The organism is Pseudidiomarina sp. CB1, assembly GCF_024752025.1.
In the GTDB taxonomy this organism is placed as follows: Bacteria; Pseudomonadota; Gammaproteobacteria; order Enterobacterales; family Alteromonadaceae; genus Pseudidiomarina.
In genome coordinates, this window is record NZ_JANTPU010000001.1 from 878,236 (window position 1) to 899,767 (window position 21,532).

The window sequence follows — 21,532 nt, forward strand, 5'->3', positions numbered from 1 at the left end:
GCAAAAGGTGAATTATGAAAGCGTTGTTTAGCGCCCTACTATTGTTGGTTGCCAACCTAACCGCAAGTGCGGTTGCCCACGCCGATGTGCAGCCGGATAACCCGTTCCCACGCGTGAAGCTGGTGACGAGCCACGGCGACATCATCGTTGAGTTGAATCGTCACCGAGCGCCGCTGACGGTCGAAAATTTTCTAAAGTATGTTGATATCGGTAGTTATAACGGCACTATTTTTCACCGTATCGTGCCTGGTTTTGTCGTGCAGGGTGGCGGCTATGATAAAGAGCTGGTCGCCAAAAAAACCGGTTCACCGATTCCTAACGAATCGGGCAACGGCTTAAAAAATAAGTATGCAACCATCGCCATGGCGCGCGAAAATGATCCGCACACAGCAACCCGCCAATTTTTCTTTAACGTCGCTGACAACCCATCGCTCGATCCTGAGGACGGCTGGGGCTATGCAGTATTTGGCACGATTGCGGAAGGCTATGAAGTGCTCGACAAACTCGCTGAAGTCGAATCCATGCCGTTTCATGCCGAAACCGGTTGGCGTGACTTTCCAGCCGAGCCACCAGTGCTGATTCGTGCCGAAGTAATGCCACAACAATGAGTTCAACTGACACCCAACAACCATGGTACAAAGACTTTCGTGTCTACCTAGAGCCGCGCATTTGGGTCATTTTCTTATTTGGCATCATGAGTGGCTTTCCCTGGGTCTTGATTGGTTCCATGCTTTCCGCATGGTTACAAGAAGCAGGCGTGTCACGCAGTGAGATTGGTTTGTTTGGCATGGTTTTTGTGGCCTATTCGGTCAATGCGCTATGGTCTCCCTTGGTCGACCGCGTTAAGCTGCCGCTATTGCAGCCGTTGCTTGGTCAGCGCCGCAGTTGGTTAGCACTCTGTTTAGTCATTCTCATCGCAGCAACGCTTAGCCTAAGTGGCCTCAATCTTGCGCAAAATGCTTTTTGGGTAGCGGCCGGCGCATTAGCGATTGCGGTTGCCTCAGCAACGCAAGATATTGCCATCGACGCGTTTCGCATCGAAACATTTAGTCAAGACGAAAGTCATTTGCAGTCTGCTGGCGCAGCTATGGCGACTGCGGGTTGGTGGACCGGCTACAGTGGCCTTGGCGCACTGCCGTTTTTCTTGGTCGATGGCACCGCTTGGGACTGGCAAGCAGCTTACAAAGTCATGGCAGGCGTTCTCGCCGTACAACTTATCATTGTCCTCGCCGTACGCGAATCAACTCGCTATCGAGCGCAACTGAAACCCTTCACACGCTGGCAGGACTGGTTTCGCACAACCTTAGTTGATCCCATCGCTGAGTTTTTCAAACGCGCGGGCTGGCGTCTTGCTGTCGCAATCTTAAGCTTTATCTTCTTATTTAAAATCGGTGAAGCCTTTTTAGGCCGCATGAGTATCGTCTTTTACAAAGAAGTCGGCTTTACCAATGACGACATCGCGGTCTATTCGAAAATGGTCACCTGGTGGGTGACTATCGTTTTTGCCATCATCGGCAGTATGGTCAACGTGCGCTTAGGGACCATGCGCGGACTTTTTATTGGTGGCATCGCCATGGCGGCCAGTAACCTAATGTTCGCTTGGATCGCTGTGGTGGGTCCCGACACGAATTTGTTGCTCGCGGCAGTAATCATTGATGGCTTTACCGGTGCATGGTCGACGGTGGCATTCGTCGCATTCATTAGCCTGCTCTGTAACCGTGCGTTTACCGCAACGCAGTATGCACTTTTAGCGTCACTGGGGAATTTAGGCCGCACACTCTTATCGTCCTACAGTGGGTTTGTCGTCGATTGGCTCAACGGTGATTGGTCGTTATTTTTCATCCTAACCGCAGTCATGGTCACTCCAGGATTATTGTTATTAATCGTCCTGCGTAAAGCGTTGCATCGCATCCAAGCTCCGGCCGCTGACACGGAGTTAGCTCGTGACAAGTAGGTTACCGTGGTGTGTTATCGGGCAAGGTGCATTAGGCAGTCTAATGGCCGTGCACCTAGCGCAGCAGAACGAACAGGTGCAACTCAAACTTCGGCGCACAGGTTCTACCACAATTCGTTTCGAAGAACAGACATTTCGCTTCCAGAGCAGTGCTCAACTGTTGCAGCCGAGCCTTATTTTCGCCGCTGTGAAAGCCTATCAAGTCGTCCCACTCATCGAAGAGTTGCGCCGCTATGAAGCCTTTGCGGAGTCAACGTTAATCCTCAGCTACAACGGCATGCTGCCTGACGAAGAGAAATGGGTACGCCCGCACGACTGGCATTGGGTAACAACCCACGGAGCCTATCGTGACGGCGCTGAGGTGGTTCACGGCGGTCATGGACAAAGCTGGCTAGGGACAATGACTGGAACTGCGGCAAAACCGGCGCTCTTTACCGCATTGGCTCGCGCACTACCGCCCTTGCATTGGCAAGCTGATCTGCGCGTGCGACGTTGGCAAAAGCTCGCCATCAATTGCCTTATTAATCCGTATACGTTGCTTCACCGTTGTCTCAACGGTGAACTTCCCCAACACGTTGCCCCGGCAGAATGGCGGGCTGTGGCCGAAGAAATTGTCCGTTTGGCTGCCTACCAGGGGGTGAGTTTAGCTACCGATGACTTGCTGATGCAGGCGCAACAGGTGGTTGAGCACACCGCCCGCAACCGCTCATCAATGCTGCAAGACTACTTACATCAGCGACCGTTGGAAATTACCTATTTGAATGGTTTTGTCGCTGCGGCAAGTGCCGCAGCGGGCTGGCAAGCGCCAGCCAATCAACGCTTAACTGAGCAGGTTCAGTCGTTATCCTCGATAAAGTCGACCACTTCAAGACCAAAGCCTGATAACGCCGAGTAACGTTTCGGTGAACTCATCAAGTGCATCTTATGCACACCCAAATCTGCCAGAATTTGCGAGCCAATACCGACATTGCGTGAGGCGTTTGATGCTGCCGCACTTGGTTTTTTCTCGCCACGATCTTCCGCCGCAAAACTTTGCACTTGCTCTAGAATATCGTCGGTCGTTTGCGTCCGCCCAATCACCACGAGTACGCCACCGTTACTACCGATGTAATCCATCGCATGACCTAACGGCCAACTGCGTTGACTCGCACGATCGGTAGAAAACAGGTCATTAAAAGTGTCTTGCAGGTGCACACGAACGTTAACAGGCTCATTTTCGTTAATCTCGCCATGGATAAGCGCATAGTGAACCTGTTTATCAATGGTATCTTGGAAAGTGATCAATTCAAATTCGCCGTAACGCGTCGGTAAACGGCACTGCGCTTTGCGCTCTACCGTTTTTTCGGTAAGCGAGCGGTACTCAATCAAATCAGCGATGGTGCCAATTTTAAGGTTGTGCTCAGCAGCAAATTTCTCCAAGTCTGGACGCCGCGCCATGGTGCCATCTTCATTCAGCACTTCGACGATGACAGCAGCGGGTTCAAAGCCGGCTAAACGGGCCAAATCACAACCGGCTTCAGTATGACCAGCACGGTTCAGCACCCCGCCCTCTTTCGCTTTTAACGGAAAAATGTGCCCCGGCATGACCAAGTCATCTGGTTTGGCGTCTTTCGCTACCGCGGCTTGCACGGTCCGAGCACGATCAGCGGCAGAAATACCGGTCGTCACCCCTTCGGCGGCTTCGATGGATACCGTAAAATTCGTCGCATAAGGAGCATTGTTCTGATTCACCATCAATGGTAAACGTAACTGCGCACAACGCTCTTCGGTGAGCGTTAAACAGATCAGGCCACGGCCATAACGCGCCATAAAGTTAATCGCTTCTGGCGTAATGCAGTCGGCTGCAATAATCAGATCACCTTCATTCTCGCGATCTTCATCGTCCATCAAGATGACCATTTTGCCTTGGCGAATAGCTTCAATAATTTCAGCCGCACTGTGTAATTGACTCACGACGTTAATTCTCCTCTGCTTACTCCGCCGCTATGCAGCGGACGAGCAATAATACGTAGATCGGTGCCAACGAGAGTGACACTCTCGTAAACTAATTCCGGCGCCTGTTCAATGCGCTCAAATAGCGGCAATTGCAACAGCCCTCGGCTGTCAGAACCGAACAATTTCGGCGCCATGTAAATAACAAATTCATCCACGAGCTCAGCGGCCACTAAAGCACCTGCTAGCTCTGCACCACACTCGGTCCACACATCATTGATCTGCAATTCCGCTAGCTTATCGAATAGACTGCGTAACGGTAACCGGCCAGCACTTGCCGGTAAAGCAAGTGTGCTCACATGCGCGGGCCACTGGTGTTCATGTGTTGATGCGTCATGTGCAACATCAATGACCCGTAGCACCGGACTATCAATCGCATAAAAATGAGCGTTTGGTGGCAACTGTGCCTGACGATCAAGCACAACCCGCAAAGGTTGTTGTTGCATCTCAGGGTGACGCGCTGTCATTTGCGCTTGGTCCATCATTACGGTACGTGCGCTGGTTAAGATCGCACCGGCTTGGGCGCGGTAACGATGCACATCATGACGAGCTTCTGAGCCAGTAATCCATTGGCTTTGGCCATTCGCAAGAGCGGTTCGACCATCAAGGGTCATGGCCATTTTCAGACGTAACCATGGGCGTTGGCGTTCCATGCGAGAAATAAAACCGCGATTGAGCCGTCGTGCAGCATCTTCGAGTACGCCAACAACAACTTCGATACCGGCGTTGCGCAGGCGCGCAATCCCTTGTCCGGCCACCAATGGATTTGGATCTTGCATAGCGACCACTACCCGTGCCACTTGCGCCTTAATCAAAGCATCTGCACATGGCGGGGTGCGGCCATGATGACTGCACGGTTCGAGGGTTACATACGCCGTTGCACCAACCGCTTGTGCTGCTGCCTCGCGCAACGCGTAAACTTCAGCATGAGGCTCGCCTGAACGTTCATGCCAACCGCGCCCGACAACACGCCCGCGGTGCTCAATAACACAACCCACTAAGGGGTTTGGCGCCGCACTAAAAGCCCCGCGTGCAGCTAGCTCCAACGCCTGCTGCATGTAGTGTTCATCTGCTTGTAAGGTTGGCTCGTTAAGCTGGGCCATATGTGGCTCCTCGCTTAGTCGTTAAGACGGGCGATTTCTTCACCAAATTCGCGAATGTCGTCAAACGCACGATAAACGGACGCAAAGCGAATATAAGCGACTTTATCGAGGGCTTTTAAGTTATCCATGACTAAACCACCGATCACTTGACTGGTGATTTCACGCTCACCCGTCGCACGTAACGCCGACTTCACGTTCTGGATGGCTTGCTCCATAGCCTCTAGGCTCACCGGGCGCTTTTCAAGCGCGCGCAATAATCCAGCGCGCAACTTGTCTTCATTGAAAGGCTCACGCGAGCCATCAGACTTAATTACCCGCGGCATAATCAGTTCTGCGGTCTCAAAGGTCGTAAAACGCTCTTTACAGTCAGTGCACTCACGACGACGGCGCACGGAAGCACCGTCCGCAACCAATCGAGAGTCGATAACTTTGGTGTCTTGAGTACCGCAAAACGGACAATGCATAACTTTTCCTTTGGGCTAGTAAGGCAAATTAGCCATACACTGGAAAACGCTTACACAGCGCTTTCACATCTTCGCGCACGCGCGCGATGGTTTCTTCGTTACCGATATCATCAAGCACGTCGCACATCCAGTTTGCGACTTGCTCGGCTTCAGCAACCTTAAAGCCACGACGAGTTATCGCCGGCGTTCCTAAGCGTAATCCCGAGGTGACAAAAGGTGAACGTGGATCGTTCGGCACCGAATTTTTGTTCACGGTGATGTAAGCACGGCCCAGGGCTGCATCAGCATCTTTACCCGTAATATCTTTGTCGATTAAATCAACCAAGAACAAATGGTTTTGTGTGCCACCCGAAACAATTTTGTAGCCACGCTGCTGCATAACTTTCACCATCGCGTTCGCATTATCAAGAACCTGCTGCTGATAAGCTTTGAATTCCGGCTCCATCGCTTCTTTGAACGCTACCGCTTTAGCAGCAATCACGTGACACAGAGGGCCACCTTGGCTACCAGGGAACACGCCACTGTTTAATTTTTTATGCAGCGCTTCATCATCTTTGCCTGACAAAATCAAACCGCTACGTGGTCCAGCAAGTGTTTTATGCGTCGTTGTGGTCACCACGTCAGCATGTGGAATTGGGCTTGGATACAGGCCAGCCGCAACCAAACCTGCAACATGCGCCATGTCCACTAGCAAATAAGCGCCAACTTCGTCGGCAATTTCACGGAATTTCGCCCAGTCAACGATGCCAGAATACGCTGAGAAACCTGCGACGATTAACTTAGGTTTGTGCTCAAGCGCTAACTCACGCACTTCGGCATAGTCTATTTCACCAGTACTTTCATCAAGACCGTACTGCACAGCCTTGTATAATTTCCCTGAAAAGTTGACGCCTGAACCGTGGGTCAAGTGACCTCCATGGGCCAAGCTCATACCTAATACCGTGTCACCCGCTTCCAACAAAGCCAAGAAAACTGCCGAGTTCGCTTGCGAACCAGCGTGGGGTTGAACGTTTGCGTATTTAGCGCCAAACAATTGCTTCGCACGCTCGATGGCCAAGTCTTCAACCACGTCGACATACTCACAACCACCATAGTAACGTTTGTGTGGGTAGCCTTCAGCGTATTTATTGGTCAGTTGCGAGCCCTGCGCTTGCAACACACGTGGACTGGTGTAATTTTCCGAGGCGATAAGTTCAATGTGTTGCTCTTGGCGCTCAACTTCGCCAGTCATCGCTTGCCAAAGATCGGCATCATAATCGGCAATGTTCATGCTGTTTTTTAACATCGGGGCTCCTGACTTCTAACGGGACAACATTTGTGGCGGTAGTTTACCAATATACTTGGGTTCACGCCAACTTAAGGGTTAAAATAGCGACCATTGTCTTAGCCTTAAAAAAGGAACCGTTGCTGTTATGGCACAATATATCTATTCCATGTCGCGGGTAAGTAAAGTGGTCCCGCCGAAAAAGACCATTTTGAAAGACATTTCCTTGTCGTTTTTCCCTGGCGCTAAAATCGGCGTTTTGGGTTTAAACGGTGCAGGTAAGTCGACCCTACTTCGCATCATGGCGGGCATCGATAAAGAAATCGATGGTGAAGCACGACCGTTAGCGGGTATTGAAATTGGCTATCTGCCGCAAGAGCCGCAACTCGACGAAAATAAAACCGTGCGTGAAACCGTTGAAGAAGCGGTTGCCGAAGTTAAAGACGCATTAGCTGAAATCGACCAAGTGTACGCTGCCTACGCAGACGAAAATGCCGACTTTGATGCTTTAGCTAAACGCCAAGGCGAGCTTGAAGCCATTATCCAAGCCAAAGACGGTCATAACCTTGAAAACATCCTCGAGCGCGCCGCTGACTCACTGCGTTTACCGCCGTGGGATGCCCAAATTGCGGTACTTTCGGGTGGTGAACGCCGCCGTGTCGCTATCTGCCGTTTGTTGCTGAGCAAACCAGACATGTTGTTGCTCGACGAACCGACCAACCACTTGGACGCTGAGTCAGTGGCCTGGCTTGAACGCTTCTTGCACGATTACGACGGTACCGTTGTGGCCATCACCCACGACCGTTACTTCCTCGATAACGTCGCTGGTTGGATCCTTGAGCTTGACCGCGGCTACGGCATTCCATGGGAAGGCAACTACTCCTCTTGGCTCGAACAAAAAGAGAAACGCCTCGAGCAAGAAGAAAAAGCCGAAAAAGCCCGCCAAAAGAGCATCAAGCAAGAGCTCGAATGGGTGCGGCAGAACCCCAAAGGACGCCAAGCGAAGAGCAAGGCGCGTATGTCTCGCTTTGAAGAACTGCAAAGTGGTGATTATCAGAAGCGTAATGAAACTAACGAACTCTTTATTCCACCGGGTCCACGCTTGGGGGACAAGGTTGTGGAAGTGCACGACTTGAAAAAGTCCTATGACGATCGCGTGCTGATCGACGGTTTAAGCTTCAGTATTCCGAAAGGTGCGATTGTCGGTATCATTGGCCCGAACGGTGCGGGTAAGTCGACCCTATTCCGCATGCTAACGGGCAAAGAGCAACCGGACGCCGGCACCATTGAGCTTGGCGACACTGTCCAGCTAGCTAGCGTTGACCAGTTCCGTGATGACATGGACGACAGCAACACTGTGTGGCAAGAAATCTCTGACGGTCAAGACGTATTGCGTATTGGCACTTTTGAGATCAATAGTCGTGCCTATGTTGGCCGCTTTAATTTCCGTGGTAACGACCAGCAAAAGCGTATCGGCGAGTTGTCCGGTGGTGAACGCAACCGTGTCCACTTAGCTAAACTGCTCAAAGCTGGCGGTAACCTGTTGTTGCTCGATGAGCCAACCAACGACCTTGACGTCGAAACCTTGCGGGCGCTCGAAGAAGCCTTGTTGGAGTTCCCAGGCTCAGCCATGGTTATTTCGCATGACCGTTGGTTCCTCGACCGTGTGGCGACCCACATCTTGGATTACCGTGATGAAGGTCAAGTGAATTTCTATGAAGGTAATTACACTGACTATGAAGCCTACATGAAGCAAACCCACGGCGAGCAAGCGATGGAACCCCACCGCATGCGCTATAAGCCGATTGGTTAAGAACTCTTTATTGAGCTAGTACGTCACACTAAACGTTCGCCTTCTCCACCGATTAGGCGAACGTTTTCTTTTCTAACGTCCCTGGTGCAAACTGATCCACGGCGATTGCCGTTAAACGCAACTGTTCGATTTTCTTCAAGCTCTTCGCTTCGTCAGCGGTGATTAAATCCGCTTTACGAGCAGCTTTGACCAATTCATCACCGGCCAAATCAGGTGGAATTTCCCCTCGTTTTTCGGCTTTCTGTAGACGTTTGTAGAGTGCCTCATGCTCCTTCATGCCAACAAACGCCAACTCCATGTGGCCGGTCATATCTTTCGGGTCATCTTTCCAGTAGCACAAAAAGGTGTGCCGATCACGCGTCACTCCTGGCACCATCATATCGTCGGCAATGTCTTGCAAGAGCTCATCATTAGGCGCTTCGTAGTGAATGCCCAACGGGAAAATTGCCAACCGCAACGTCCAAGCGATAAAACGATTTGGGAAATTTGCAAGAAAACCACGAAAGGCCTCGCCAATCTCGTACAGGTGACGCTGAACGGCATAGTCCACGTAGGCCATATCGCCATTTTGGCGACCATCATCTTCGTAGCGCTTGAGTACTGCGGAGGCCATGTAAAGATGACTAAGTACGTCACCTAAACGCGCCGATAGCATCTCTTTGCGTTTAAGGTCACCACCTAAAATCAACATCGCAACGTCTGCGGTTAAGGCCAGCGCCCGGCTCATACGAGTAAGATGTTGATAATAACGGGCTGTAGGACCACTAATTGGGCTAGCGTTGAAGCGCGCGCCGGTTAGCCCCATCCACAAACTGCCAAAGAAGTTGCTGGCAGCAAAGCCAATATGCTTAATCAACAGCTCATCAAAATCGCGTAAACCTTGCTCTTCGTCGGGGTTTGCCGCAGCGTCCATCTCTTTCAGTACGTAAGGGTGGCAACGCGTTGCACCCTGTCCAAAAATCATCAAATTGCGGGTAAGAATGTTGGCTCCCTCAACAGTGATCGATACAGGGGTTGCCATGTAGCCGTGACCGAGATAGTTTTTCGGCCCTAACTGGATACCTTTACCGGCGTGAATATCCATCGCATCTTCCATCACCTGACGGCCCATTTCCGTCATATGGTATTTGGTCATCGCGGTAATCACCGACGGGCTCTTACCTTCACATAAGGCAGCAACGGTTAAGCGCCGCATGGATTCAATGCTGTAGTTGAAACCACCAATCCGGCCCAACGCTTCTTGTACCCCCTCAAATTTACCAATCGGCAAACCGAACTGTTGGCGTACATAAGCATAGGCTCCGGTCATTCGTTGTGCGACATGCCCCGTCGCAGTGGCTAACGCAGGTAATGAAATCCCCCGCCCCGCCGACAAACACTCCATCAGCATGCGCCAGCCCTTGCCAGCATATTCTTGACCACCAATGATCCAGTCCAGCGGGATAAATACGTCTTTACCGTAGGTCGTGCCATTCATAAATGCTTGATTCAACGGGAAATGGCGTTCACCGGTTTCGACCCCAGAGTGGTTCGTTGGAATCAGCGCACAGGTAATACCGATGTCTTCTTTATCACCTAACAAGCCCTCTGGATCGTATAGTTTGAAGGCCAAACCCAATACCGTAGCGACCGGTGCAAGGGTGATGTAACGCTTATCCCAATTCAGGCGGATACCGACCACTTCTTTGCCGTCATGTTCGCCTTTGCAAATAATTCCAGTGTCAGGAATCGCGCCCGCATCCGAACCTGCTTCGGGTGCAGTTAAAGCAAAACAGGGAATATCGGTACCATCCGCAAGTCGCGGCAACCAATAATTTTTTTGTTCGTCAGTACCGTAATGGCTCAACAGTTCGCCTGGCCCCAATGAGTTCGGTACCATAACCGTCACCGCGGCGCTGATCGAGCGAGTCGCAATGCGGGATACAATGTAGGAGTTTGCGGCAGGCGAAAAATCTAAACCACCAAATTCTTTGCCAATGATCATCGCAAAAAACTTCTCTTTGCGGATGTAATCCCAAACTTGTTTCGGTAGGTCACGATCTTGTTGCACGATCTGGAAGTCATCGAGCATGGCCAACAACTTTTCCAACTGATGATCAATAAAGGCCTGTTCTTCTTCAGTAAACTGCGGTGGCTTGTGTTGATGGAAACGATGCCAATCAGGACGACCACTAAAAAGTTCAGCATCCCACCAGACATCACCGGCAGTCATGGCTTCACGTTCGGTATTCGACAACGGCGGGAGAACACGCTTAAAAAAGCCAAACATTGGACGACTAATCAAACTCCGCCGAATCTCTTTCACCGCAAACAACAACACAGCGGCGACAATCAGTAGAATGAGGATTTCCATAGCTTTCTTTACTCCACAGTTGAAGAATGACTTGCAGCGTCTAGGCCGCCGGCAAGAAATGGAATGAGTCGGTCGATCACTTGATCGGCAGCCACTGCTTCACCAAAGTCTGCAGCGGCTATTTCTCGCAACGCTGGCCCCGAAACTTGCGCAAACACGGTAGCCCCTAGGACGAAGTGTAGCCGCCAAAACATGTCGACCGGGCTTAGTTGCGGATTGGCTAGATGCAAAGTATCTAGCAAGAGCGCCATGACTTCGCCAAAGTGCTCCATGGTATAGCGACGCAAATGCCCCTGTATTTCAGCATAGGCGAAACCCAGCAAACTGAGAAATAAAGTCGGGCCATGTTTACGCACTTGCTTTAACTCAGCGAGCGGTTCGCGGAAACAATCGAAGACATCACGGGTGGAAAAATTACCACGGGCATTCAGGACAGTGAGCTGTTCAGCAAGCTTAGGCATGAAAACTTCAAGGTAACGTGCCATTACCGCTTGTATGAGCGCCTTTTTGGAGCCGAAATGATAATTGACTGAAGCCAAATTAACATTGGCTTCAGTGGTAATTTGCCGCAAGGACGTCTGCTCAAAGCCTTGTTCTGCAAACAAAGCTTCAGCAGCATTAAGAATTTTTTCTTGGGTTGTGATGCGCTTTGCCATCTTCACCACCGTTTGGAACATCCATTTTAAACATGCGTTTTAATTTAAAGCATGTTGCGCATGGGTGCAAGGTGGTATCTCAGCCTTTCAACCTAAACGTTCGAGGTGTCCAGCGGCGCAAAACCTTTCACTAGATTATCGACGGCCTGCATTTGTTGTAAGTACGGTTCTAGCTTACTCAGCGGTAATGCACATGGGCCATCGCACTTCGCTTGATCAGGATCAGGATGCGCTTCGATAAACAATCCAGCCAGCCCTAATGCCATACCTGAGCGCGCCAGCACTGCAGCCTGCGCTCGACGACCATCGGCGGAGTCAGCGCGACCGCCTGGGCGTTGCAACGCGTGTGTCGCATCGAACATGACAGGAGCCATTTGTCGCATTTCGTCCATACCGAGCATATCAACAACAAGGTTGTTATAGCCAAAACAGCTGCCGCGTTCGCATAAAATCACTTTATGATTCTCCGCTTCAGCAAATTTCTTCAGAATGTGACGCATTTCATGAGGCGCTAAGAACTGCGGTTTTTTCACGTTTATGACCGCACCTGTTTGTGCCATGGCAACAACCAAGTCGGTTTGCCGCGCTAAAAATGCCGGTAACTGCAGGATGTCAGCCACCTCTGCCACCGGTGCCGCTTGATGAGGTTCATGCACGTCGGTGATCACCGGAACATTGAACGTACGCTTGATTTCGGCAAAGATCTCGAGCCCTTTATCAAGTCCCGGACCACGATACGAATGAATCGATGAACGGTTTGCTTTGTCAAACGACGCTTTAAAGACGTAAGGAATTCCCAAACGTTGGGTGACTTCAACATAGTGCTCGGCTACGCGCATTGCCATGTCGCGTGATTCGAGCACATTCATGCCGCCAAACAATACGAACGGCAAGTGGTTCCCCACTTGCACGTCACCGACTTTGATCTCTTCAGTATTAAACACGTCGTATCCTTAACCAGCTGCGATTACGCGTAGAATTTGTCCACAAATATAGGCCATGTAAGTACCTAATGCATAACCAAGAACCGCTAATAGTACACCCACAGGTGCCAATGACGGATGGAATGCTGACGCCACAACAGGTGCCGACGCGGCCCCACCGACGTTAGCTTGGCTACCTACAGCCATGTAAAACACTGGTGCTTTTAGAATACGTGCGACAAGTAACATCAAACCGGCGTGAATAAGCATCCAAATGCCACCAATTAAGAAGTACTTCGGCACTTCCATAATTGCGCTCACATCCATATGCAAACCAATGGTCGCAACCAGGATATAAACAAACAACGAACCAATTTTGGATGCACCAACGCCTTCAAGTTTACGCGCCTTCGTAAACGACAGCGCCACACCCAAGGTCGTCGCAATGACGATCAACCAGAAGAACTTTTTATCTAAGCTAAAGTCTTTTAATACTGGCATGTTGTCCGCGATGTAAGGCGCAATAAGATCAGCGCCGAAGTGGCCAAGACCCGCGACACCGAAACCGACAGCTAAGATGAACACCAAATCAGGTAGTTTGGCTTCGCGACGGTGCTCGGCCTCATATTTCTCGACACGTTCTTTAATCGCTTCAATACCGCTAGTGTCAGCACCGATACGGGCATCAATTTTTTTACTGTTTGCCGCCATGTACAGCAACACCGCCATCCATAGGTTTGCGACAATAATGTCGACGGTAACCATGGCTGAGAAAATTTCGCCACCGACTTCGTAAACTTCCTTCATCGCGGCTTGGTTTGCACCGCCACCGATCCAGCTACCAGCGATGGTGGTCATCCCGCGCCATACCGCATCAGGGCCAGCACCACCAAGCATCTCAGGGAAAATCGCCGACACGATCAGCAACGCAATTGGTCCGCCAATGACAATACCGACAGTACCAGTAAGGAAGAGAATCAAGAGTTTGGGGCCAAGACGAAATATTGCCTTTAAATCTAAACTTAAGGTCAATAACACCAAACAGGTCGGGAGTAAGTAGTCCATCACTAACGGATAAATAGCGGTCTCGCTACCGTTAACGATGCCGAACGTATTCAGCAACGATGGCACAAAGTAACAAAGCAACAGCGCTGGCACCCACTGATAAAACTTCTGCCAGAATGAACTCGTACTCTGTTGGGTATAAAAAATGGCACCAAGAATGACGGCCAAAAGGCCGAAAATAATACCATCATTCGTAATCAAGGGAGCAGCTTCCACGTTCACCTCTTATCGTTATTATAATTAATGCAAAACGGTTTGCGGGGTTGTCCAATTCTCTAGCTGTAAGCGCAGTAACTGAGCACTCGGATCATCAGGGCATTGTTCGACAAAGTACTGATAATCGTCAACCGCTACGTGATTGCAATCCAGTTCTTCCAAAATATAGCCGCGGTCACGTATCTCGTAAGGATCGTCGGGCAAAATAGTAAGTAACATATGCACCGTGGTCAGCGCATCGGCAAAGCGCCGATCGCTGATAAACGCATGCTTAAGCTCACTCAAGTAACGCACCAAGATATGCTTTTGCTCGGCAGCTTCAAGTTTGTCCCAGCTAAAGTCTTCGCTACCTTCGGTAGCATCTTCAAAGCGCTCCTGCACCTGCTCGCCTAACAGCAGGTCACCGCTACTTGGATCAACAAAGTAGCTATGCTGATCGTGGTCAAAGCGCAGTAATGGGTAGTCTGGAAAGTCAATTAGCTCAAGCTCTAGGCCAAAATAATTCGCAGCTTCTTGTAAGAGCAGCGCCAAACTAAAGGGCTCGCCGGTGCGCAGGCGAATTGCCCGATCGACCAATACCCGTTTATTAGTTAGCAGCTGTTCAGGCGCCTTGCTGAAGCCAAGCTGCCAGTAAAATACGCGGCAGAGTTCCCGCAGGCGCTCCACGCCATCAAGATCCGTCAACTCTGAATGCTCTTTTAAGCCACTCAGCTGCTGGTAAAATGAGCTGACATAATGATCGCTATCCGCATGAAAAACGCGACTCACCTCCCAAAGAATTTCAATGGTCGGTAACAGTTCATGTTCAACATGTTCTAAGTACGAAAACCGCATAGTACTTTGCATAGCATCCTTTATTCAGAGTTAGCCTAAAAATTAACCAATCAACGCTTGCTTACTGAAGGCCACGTGGAACAGAAAGCCAATCCAGCCCAACGCGACAATGAAACCACCGAAGCGCAATGCTGTAGTTTGTGCTTTCATCGCCACTAAACCAAACGCGATGTAACCCACTAAACCAAGTAATTTATTACCTAACCATGAGGTTTCCCATGGCCATTGGCCCCAATGCAACAACATACCGACGATCGTCAACAACAAGAAGGTATCAATCACATGGGGAACAACTTTAACCCACTTTTGTTGTGCGACCTTGGCATCAATGCTGCGCCAAAAAAAGCGAAGCACAAATAATAACACACTTATGGCCACGAACGTGACATGGAGATGTTTTAACGCAATATATGGGATCACTTTGAGTCCTCTTTTTCTAATTGTTGTTGCACCGCGGCAGCGGCGGCTGGATAGTCGCTCTCGAGTAATTCGACGATGCGTTTAAGACGGTTTTCTAAGTGCTGACGTTGCTGTTCCACCTGCATAATATCGCGATACGAACGCAAGGCGGACATCACACTCGTAAACAGTTTTTGTGACGTTAACTCGGTCTTCGCTTTGTAGTCATTAATGTCATAATTGAGCACCACCGCGCGTTCGGGAGCTTGACCTGGTTGCCCCGTGCGCAGGATGATCCGTGCTTGTTGATTGCCTTTGTGCTGGCGAATGTAGTTCGCCACCTGTAGGCCTGCGTCATCGGTTTCCATAACGACGTCGAGTAATACCAACGCCAAATCTTCATGAGCATCAATTTGTGCCTTGGCTTCCGCTATAGAGTGAGCGCTGAAAAACTCCAGTCCCGCGCCTTCAAAGGTCACGTCCATCAGTGCCAATCGCGTCACTGCATGAACTTCCTTCTCGTCATCAACGATCAGAATTTTCCATTTCGGCCGCTGCGGGGTCGCCTCTGATGTTTTCTTTTCCGGTTGTTCATGGGCAAATAAGAATTCATTCGACATCCGTCTCGCTCCCTTTATCTGATTCCCATTGGCCAAACGTTATGCGCTCCAGATTAGCATAATCGCGTTGACTTTGTACCTGCCCATAACCCGCCTCATGCAACGCTATACGACATTGCGCCGCTTGTTCCCAACCATGTTCCAAGACCAGCCAGCCGTTGGCATTCAGATAGCTCCGGGCGGTTGTTATGATTATTGCTAAATCAGCAAAACCGCTCGCTCCAGCCACTAAAGCAGAGTGTGGTTCAAAACGTACATCGCCTTGTTGTAAATGCGGATCGCGAGCATCAATGTACGGCGGGTTGCTTACAATCAAATCAAAGCGCTGCTCGGCAATGTTACGAAACCAATCACTTTGTTGCACTTCAACAACAAGTCTCAGGCGCTCTGCATTCGCTTGTGCCAGCTTTACGGCATCGACAGCTTTATCTACCGCCACAACCTGCCACTGCGGTCGCTCACTTTTCAGCGCCAGCGCAATTGCACCAGTGCCAGTGCCAAGGTCAAGCACGCGTGCTTGCGCCGGTAAGGGTAATTGCAGTGCTTGTTCAACCAGGCACTCACTATCCGGTCGCGGGATCAACGTGCTCGCATTCACCTCTAAAGGCAACGACCAGAATTCTCGTTCGCCCAGCAGGTGCGCGACTGGTAATCCGGTCGCCCGCTGTTGCAATAGCCCTTCAGCGCGCTTTAGTTGGTTCTCATCAAGCACTTTATCAGGCCAAGTATGCAAATAAGTGCGTGAACACGACAGTACATGCGCAAGTATCACTTCAGCGTCCAACTGCGGCGTTGCACTTGCCGCTTGGCTTGCCTCGATACACGTTCGCGCATGGCGCAACCAAGCCTGAATTTGCACCCTTACCCCTGTTGCTCAGCCAAGGCGGCGAGCTGATCGGCTTGGTGCTCTTGCACAATAGCATCAAGAATTAAGTCCAACGCACCATTGAGGACTTCATCCAAACGATAAAGGGTTAGGTTGATGCGGTGATCGCTAACGCGCCCCTGTGGATAATTGTAGGTACGAATCCGCTCCGACCGGTCGCCACTGGCAACGAGACTGCGACGGGTTGCTTGTTCTTCGGCCAAACGTTTGTCATCAGCCGCTTGTTGCAAGCGTGCTTGCAATACGGACATCGCCTTGGCGCGGTTTTTGTGCTGTGAACGTTCATCTTGACACTCCACCACAATACCTGACGGAATGTGTGTAATACGAATCGCCGAATCAGTGCGGTTAACGTGCTGACCACCGGCACCCGAGGCGCGGAAGGTATCGACGCGTAGATCCGCCGGGTTGATCTCTATGGCCTCTGCTTCAGGCACTTCTGGTAGCACTGCGACAGTACACGCTGACGTGTGTACGCGGCCCTGTGACTCGGTTTCAGGAACACGTTGTACACGGTGTCCACCCGATTCAAATTTCATCCGCCCGTAAGCGCCATCACCAGAAACGTGCGCGATCACCTCTTTGTAACCGCCGTGCTCACCTTCGTTGGCATTGACAATACTCACGCGCCAACCATGTTGCTCGGCATAGCGGCTGTACATACGGAACAAGTCACCAGCAAAGATGGCGGCTTCGTCACCACCTGCTCCAGCACGGATTTCTAAATAACATGGACGATCATCATTCGGATCGCGTGGCAACAAGAGAATCTGTAATTCCTGCGCCAGCTCTTCTTGCTTGGCTTGTGCAGTTTCGAGCTCCAGTTGGCCCATTTCTCGCATTTCAGCATCATCTTCAGCGAGCATTTCTTCGGCCGCTGCGGCGTCTTCTTGGGCTTGCTGATAATCACGAAAACACTTCACCAACTCTTCTAATTGAGCGTATTCACGTGAGAGCGCACGAAAGCGCTCTTGGTCCGCAATAATGCCGGCATCACTTAGCAAATGCTGCACTTCTTCGTAGCGCTCTAAAAGGGCTTCGAGTTTGCGGGTAATCGAAGGATTCATCATAGCTTAAGAAACCTTAATCGTTATCGTTATAGAGTTGCTGAAATACCGCGAGCGTCTGGTAATCGCCTTTCGCTCCGGCTTCACGCAAGGTTCTGGTTGGTGCGTGTAAAAATTGTTTGGTGAGCCTCTGCGTGAGTTCAGCCATCACCTCTTCGGCAGGCTTTCCAGCCGCCAATTGATTGCGAGCACGTTGTAACTGATCCTGCGCCAGTTGCTCAGTGTGTTGCCGAAAATCACGCAAAACATCGACATGATCCAGACCACGCAGCCACGTCATAAACTGCTCAGTTTGCTCGAGGATCATCGCCTGTGCTTGCGCCGCCGCTTCTTCACGGTTACGCATGTTTTCTTGAATGATGCCTTGCAGGTCATCAACGCTATACAAATAGGCATCGCTGAGCTCATCCACTTGCGCTTCAATGTCGCGTGGGACAGCTAAATCAATGAGCAGCATGGGTTTGCGTTTGCGCTGCTTCAATGCGCTTTCAATCAAGCCTTTACCAATGATCGGGAGAGTACTCGCGGTCGAAGAAATAACAATATCAGCTTGCGGCAGTAACTCTGGCAATTCGCCAAGGGTGTGTGCTTGCCCGTTGAACTTAGTCGCCACGGTTTCAGCGCGCATTAATGTCCGGTTAGCGACTGTAAGCTTATCGACCCCGATTTCGGTTAAGTGCTGTGCCACCAACTCGGCGGTATCGCCAGCGCCCACCAATAATACCGATGCCTGCTCTAGGTCCGCAAAAATGTGTCGTGCCAAATTCACCGCAGCAAAGGCGACCGAAACGGCGTTTTCTCCTACCGCGGTTTCACTGCGCACGCGCTTCGCAATGTGAAAGGTTTGCTGGAACAAGCGCTCGAGTATACCACCCACGCTAGCTTGATTCTTCGCGAACTGATAAGCCTGCTTCACTTGTCCAAGGATTTGCGGCTCACCTAAAATCAGCGAATCAAGACCGCTTGCGACACGCATGAGGTGATCGATAGCAGCAGCATCCGTGTGGCAGTAGCTGTGACTTTGCAAGGCCGTCGCCGGCACCCCGTGATAGCCAGCCAGCCAGCCGAGCAATAAATCGCTCGACGGCCCACTTTGGCCATCGGCATGGCAATAAATCTCGGTGCGATTACAGGTCGACACAATCACAGCTTCACGCACGCCCGTCTGCTCACGCAGAGCCGGCAGTGCACTATGCAACTGCTCAGGCGAGAACGCTATTTGCTCACGTAAGTCTACGGAAGCGGTTTTATGGTTAACACCGAGTGCAAAAATAGTCATAATGGAAAAAAGCGAGCCTCTGGCACAGCAAAACGCCGCTAATTGTACGTTAAAGGCCGCATGATGAAAAGCACACCAAACCTTGGACAAGTCCATGAAACTACGCTTATTGCTCTTGTTTTCACTGATTTTGAGTGGCTGCGCAGCACCACCTGAAGAAATTCCGATGGACGCAATCGATGCGAACGCTGTGTCTCGCCATCAAGATCAAGTTGACGCATTGCAACGTTGGCAGTTGCGCGGGCAAATCGCCCTGTTTAATTTAACTGCTGATGAACGTGACGCTGTTTACCTTGAGTGGAAACAATCGCCTGAGCGCTTACAGCTGCGCTTTTATCATCCACTAAAAGGCACTTTGGCGCGGTTAGAGCAGGATGCCCAAGGAGCAACCTACTACGATGAAGACGAGCAAGCCTATTATGGCTATAACGCCGAGTCGTTAGTGGCGCGGTTGTTTAACTTTGAGCTGCCCATTGCGCTGTTACAGCAGGTTATTGTCGGCGCCCGTCCGCAAGGCGCCGAACAGCAGCGCTACCTGTTGCTAAATGACCACGATCTCGCAATGGCGCCACTAATGAGTTATCTGGTCACACGCAATGAACAACAATGGCAAGTGCAGTTAAATAACTACGAACAGCAATCTGGACGGCTGTTTTTGCCGCACAATGTTGAACTGCGTAGTTCAGCATGGCGAATTAAGTTACGGGTGAGCGAATGGAAACTTTAGTTTTACCCGCGCCAGCGAAGCTAAATCTATTTTTGCATATCACTGGGCGTCGTGACGACGGCTATCATGAGTTACAGAGCGTCTTTCAGTTTTTAGACCTGCACGATATTTTAAGCTTTACGCGCTTAACGGCACCAACGATTGAGTTTCAATGTTCAGCCGCCGCACTCAACACCGCTGACAATTTAGTGGTACGCGCAGCACAGCTCCTGCAAAAGCAGCAGTCGGTAAAGCAAGGGGTACGAATCATTCTGGATAAACGTCTCCCCTACGGCGGCGGATTAGGCGGTGGTTCGTCGGATGCGGCAACAACGCTGCTCGCCCTTAATCAGCTGTGGGACTTACAGTTCAATGAAGATCAGCTCGCTGACCTTGGCTTACAACTAGGTGCTGACGTACCTGTTTTTGTGCGCGGTCACGCCGCATTCGCCGAAGGTATCGGCGAGCAGCTTTACCCCGTGCAGCCTAGCAGTCCTTGGTACTTGGTCATTGATCCCGGTGTCCATATTAGTACCGCGACACTATTCCAACACCCAGCATTGCAACGTGACTGCCCACCGCTCGCTCGCGAGACTTGGCAGCAGCAAACCACACAAAATGTCTTCGAGCCACTGGTCCGCGAACTGTACCCGGAAGTTGCCAAGGCCCTCGACTGGTTGGTAGAATACGCGCCAACTCGGCTTACCGGTACCGGCGCCTGTCTCTTCGGTGCTTTTGAAAGCCAAGAATTAGCGCGTGCTGCGCTCGCACGGATGCCCGCCCAATGGAATGGCTTTGTCGCACGTGGTTTAAACGAATCCCCGGTCTGCCAGCAACTGCGGCAGGCTTCAACTGACAACCTGACCAACTAAGATTGAGGTTTAGTGTGCCTGACATGAAGCTCTTTGCTGGCAACGCCACGCCAGAACTCGCCCAGAAGATTGCTGACCGACTCTACATCAAACTCGGCGATGCCGAGGTTGGCCGTTTTAGCGACGGTGAAATCAGCGTAAAAATCAACGAAAATGTCCGTGGTTCTGACGTTTTTATCATCCAATCAACATGCGCTCCTACCAATGACAACCTGATGGAACTCATTGTCATGGTTGACGCCCTGCGTCGCGCATCGGCCGGTCGTATCACTGCTGTCATGCCGTATTTTGGCTATGCTCGCCAAGACCGCCGCGTGCGCTCTGCACGTGTGCCTATCACCTCTAAAGTCGTCGCAGACTTTCTTTCGAGTGTTGGTGTTGACCGTGTTTTAACCGTTGACCTCCATGCCGAGCAGATTCAAGGCTTCTTCGATGTCCCTGTCGACAACGTCTTTGGTACCCCTGTCTTGCTCGAGCACTTAAGTAAACAACAATTCCATAACCCTGTGGTGGTTTCACCAGACATCGGTGGTGTAGTGCGAGCGCGAGCAATGGCCAAGTTATTGAATGACATCGACCTTGCCATCATCGATAAACGTCGCCCGCGGGCAAACGAATCGCAAGTAATGCACATTATCGGTGACGTGCAAGATCGCGATTGCATCATCGTCGACGACATGATCGACACTGGCGGTACGCTTTGTAAAGCGGCTGACGCCCTGAAAGAAAACGGTGCACGTCGAGTGTTCGCCTACGCAACGCATCCAGTTTTTTCTGGTGGTGCGGTGAACAACATTCGCGAATCGAACATTGACCACGTTGTGGTCACCGATAGCATTCCATTAAGCCCTGAAATGAAGGCCTTAGATAAGGTTCACCAGTTAACCTTGAGCGGCATGCTATCAGAAGCATTGCGCCGCGTGAGCAACGAAGAATCCATCTCGGCAATGTTTGAGTATTGATTGAATTTTGTTGGCGCGGGTGGTACTATTCCGCGCCCTCGAAAATGAGCGAGGAAAGTGTCGGGATTTGGTCGCGAATCACCGACTTATTTTTATTTAACGGA

Annotated in this window: 19 protein-coding genes and 3 pseudogenes; 8 read left to right on the forward strand and 14 right to left on the reverse strand. The window is 50.9% G+C overall.

The genetic code is table 11. From position 1 onward, the window contains the following. Positions 1-14 precede the first annotated feature (14 nt). Genes NV375_RS04315 through NV375_RS04325 form a run of 3 tightly spaced genes read left to right on the forward strand, consistent with a single transcriptional unit; the run spans position 15 to position 2,849 of the window. The gene (locus NV375_RS04315; RefSeq protein WP_258240154.1) at positions 15-608 is read left to right on the forward strand and encodes a peptidylprolyl isomerase; all 594 of its coding nucleotides are present in this window, start codon (positions 15-17) and stop codon (positions 606-608) included. After that, positions 605-1,954 carry an AmpG family muropeptide MFS transporter gene (locus tag NV375_RS04320; protein ID WP_258807110.1) on the forward strand — a complete coding sequence of 450 codons (1,350 nt, stop codon included), beginning with the start codon at positions 605-607 and terminating at the stop codon, positions 1,952-1,954. The genes NV375_RS04315 and NV375_RS04320 overlap by 4 nt, the downstream gene beginning before the upstream one ends. Then, positions 1,944-2,849 (forward strand): ketopantoate reductase family protein, encoded by a 906-nt coding sequence (locus NV375_RS04325; protein ID WP_258807111.1) that lies wholly within the window; start codon positions 1,944-1,946, stop codon positions 2,847-2,849. The genes NV375_RS04320 and NV375_RS04325 overlap by 11 nt, the downstream gene beginning before the upstream one ends. Here NV375_RS04325 and ribBA read toward each other — a convergent pair. The 4 genes from ribBA to glyA are packed head-to-tail and all read right to left on the reverse strand — an operon-like array spanning position 2,789 to position 6,798. Further along, positions 2,789-3,907: a bifunctional 3,4-dihydroxy-2-butanone-4-phosphate synthase/GTP cyclohydrolase II gene (gene ribBA / locus NV375_RS04330; RefSeq protein WP_258807112.1), complete on the reverse strand. Its 1,119-nt coding sequence runs from the start codon at positions 3,905-3,907 to the stop codon at positions 2,789-2,791. The genes NV375_RS04325 and ribBA overlap by 61 nt on opposite strands. Beyond that, positions 3,904-5,049 carry a bifunctional diaminohydroxyphosphoribosylaminopyrimidine deaminase/5-amino-6-(5-phosphoribosylamino)uracil reductase RibD gene (gene ribD / locus NV375_RS04335; RefSeq protein WP_258807113.1) on the reverse strand — a complete coding sequence of 382 codons (1,146 nt, stop codon included), beginning with the start codon at positions 5,047-5,049 and terminating at the stop codon, positions 3,904-3,906. The genes ribBA and ribD overlap by 4 nt, the downstream gene beginning before the upstream one ends. Positions 5,050-5,063: 14 nt before the next feature. Beyond that, entirely contained in the window at positions 5,064-5,513 is a 450-nt protein-coding gene (gene nrdR / locus NV375_RS04340; protein ID WP_126770866.1) for a transcriptional regulator NrdR, read from the reverse strand. Between the two features lie 28 nt (positions 5,514-5,541). Further along, positions 5,542-6,798, reverse strand: coding sequence for a serine hydroxymethyltransferase (gene glyA, locus NV375_RS04345; RefSeq protein ID WP_126770868.1), 1,257 nt, complete (start codon positions 6,796-6,798; stop codon positions 5,542-5,544). Positions 6,799-6,925: 127 nt separating this feature from the next. Between glyA and ettA the strand changes: the two genes are divergently transcribed. Further along, a complete protein-coding gene (gene ettA, locus NV375_RS04350; RefSeq protein WP_258807114.1) occupies positions 6,926-8,590 on the forward strand; it encodes an energy-dependent translational throttle protein EttA in 1,665 nt (554 codons plus the stop codon). Positions 8,591-8,642: 52 nt separating this feature from the next. Here the strand turns inward: ettA and NV375_RS04355 are convergent, their stop codons facing one another. Together NV375_RS04355 and NV375_RS04360 are read right to left on the reverse strand one after the other, a co-directional pair. Continuing rightward, entirely contained in the window at positions 8,643-10,943 is a 2,301-nt protein-coding gene (locus NV375_RS04355; RefSeq protein ID WP_258807115.1) for an acyl-CoA dehydrogenase, read from the reverse strand. 8 nt (positions 10,944-10,951) lie between these two features. Beyond that, entirely contained in the window at positions 10,952-11,599 is a 648-nt protein-coding gene (locus NV375_RS04360; RefSeq protein ID WP_258807116.1) for a TetR/AcrR family transcriptional regulator, read from the reverse strand. Positions 11,600-11,663: 64 nt separating this feature from the next. Between NV375_RS04360 and NV375_RS12620 the strand changes: the two are divergent. Further along, positions 11,664-11,747: pseudogene (locus tag NV375_RS12620) on the forward strand (hypothetical protein); the annotation flags it as partial. Here NV375_RS12620 and kdsA read toward each other — a convergent pair. The 8 genes and pseudogenes from kdsA to hemA form a co-directional block, all read right to left on the reverse strand. Further along, positions 11,719-12,543: pseudogene (gene kdsA, locus NV375_RS04365) on the reverse strand (3-deoxy-8-phosphooctulonate synthase); the annotation flags it as partial. The pseudogenes NV375_RS12620 and kdsA sit on opposite strands and share 29 nt — an antisense overlap. A gap of 9 nt (positions 12,544-12,552) precedes the next feature. Next, on the reverse strand, positions 12,553-13,803 hold the full coding sequence (locus tag NV375_RS04370) for a DUF819 domain-containing protein (RefSeq protein WP_258807118.1): 1,251 nt from the start codon (positions 13,801-13,803) through the stop codon (positions 12,553-12,555). 24 nt (positions 13,804-13,827) lie between these two features. Then, positions 13,828-14,649, reverse strand: coding sequence for a SirB1 family protein (locus NV375_RS04375; RefSeq protein WP_258807119.1), 822 nt, complete (start codon positions 14,647-14,649; stop codon positions 13,828-13,830). Between the two features lie 30 nt (positions 14,650-14,679). Next, positions 14,680-15,057: a SirB2 family protein gene (locus tag NV375_RS04380; RefSeq protein ID WP_258807120.1), complete on the reverse strand. Its 378-nt coding sequence runs from the start codon at positions 15,055-15,057 to the stop codon at positions 14,680-14,682. 92 nt (positions 15,058-15,149) lie between these two features. Continuing rightward, positions 15,150-15,656, reverse strand: a pseudogene (locus NV375_RS04385) (response regulator); the annotation flags it as partial. Next, a complete protein-coding gene (gene prmC, locus NV375_RS04390) occupies positions 15,646-16,515 on the reverse strand; it encodes a peptide chain release factor N(5)-glutamine methyltransferase (protein WP_405035602.1) in 870 nt (289 codons plus the stop codon). The gene prmC and the pseudogene NV375_RS04385, both read right to left, overlap by 11 nt. Positions 16,516-16,517: 2 nt before the next feature. After that, complete coding sequence (gene prfA, locus NV375_RS04395) at positions 16,518-17,609, reverse strand: peptide chain release factor 1 (RefSeq protein WP_126772697.1); 1,092 nt, start codon at positions 17,607-17,609, stop codon at positions 16,518-16,520. Between the two features lie 16 nt (positions 17,610-17,625). After that, a complete protein-coding gene (gene hemA, locus NV375_RS04400; RefSeq protein WP_258807121.1) occupies positions 17,626-18,888 on the reverse strand; it encodes a glutamyl-tRNA reductase in 1,263 nt (420 codons plus the stop codon). A gap of 94 nt (positions 18,889-18,982) precedes the next feature. Between hemA and lolB the strand changes: the two genes are divergently transcribed. From lolB to NV375_RS04415, 3 genes are read left to right on the forward strand one after another with little or no spacing between them, the layout of a single operon-like run. Further along, positions 18,983-19,615, forward strand: coding sequence for a lipoprotein insertase outer membrane protein LolB (gene lolB / locus NV375_RS04405; protein WP_258807122.1), 633 nt, complete (start codon positions 18,983-18,985; stop codon positions 19,613-19,615). Beyond that, complete coding sequence (gene ispE / locus NV375_RS04410; protein WP_258807123.1) at positions 19,603-20,466, forward strand: 4-(cytidine 5'-diphospho)-2-C-methyl-D-erythritol kinase; 864 nt, start codon at positions 19,603-19,605, stop codon at positions 20,464-20,466. The genes lolB and ispE overlap by 13 nt, the downstream gene beginning before the upstream one ends. 14 nt (positions 20,467-20,480) lie before the next feature. Continuing rightward, entirely contained in the window at positions 20,481-21,428 is a 948-nt protein-coding gene (locus NV375_RS04415; RefSeq protein WP_126770890.1) for a ribose-phosphate pyrophosphokinase, read from the forward strand. The last annotated feature ends 104 nt before the right edge of the window (positions 21,429-21,532 follow it).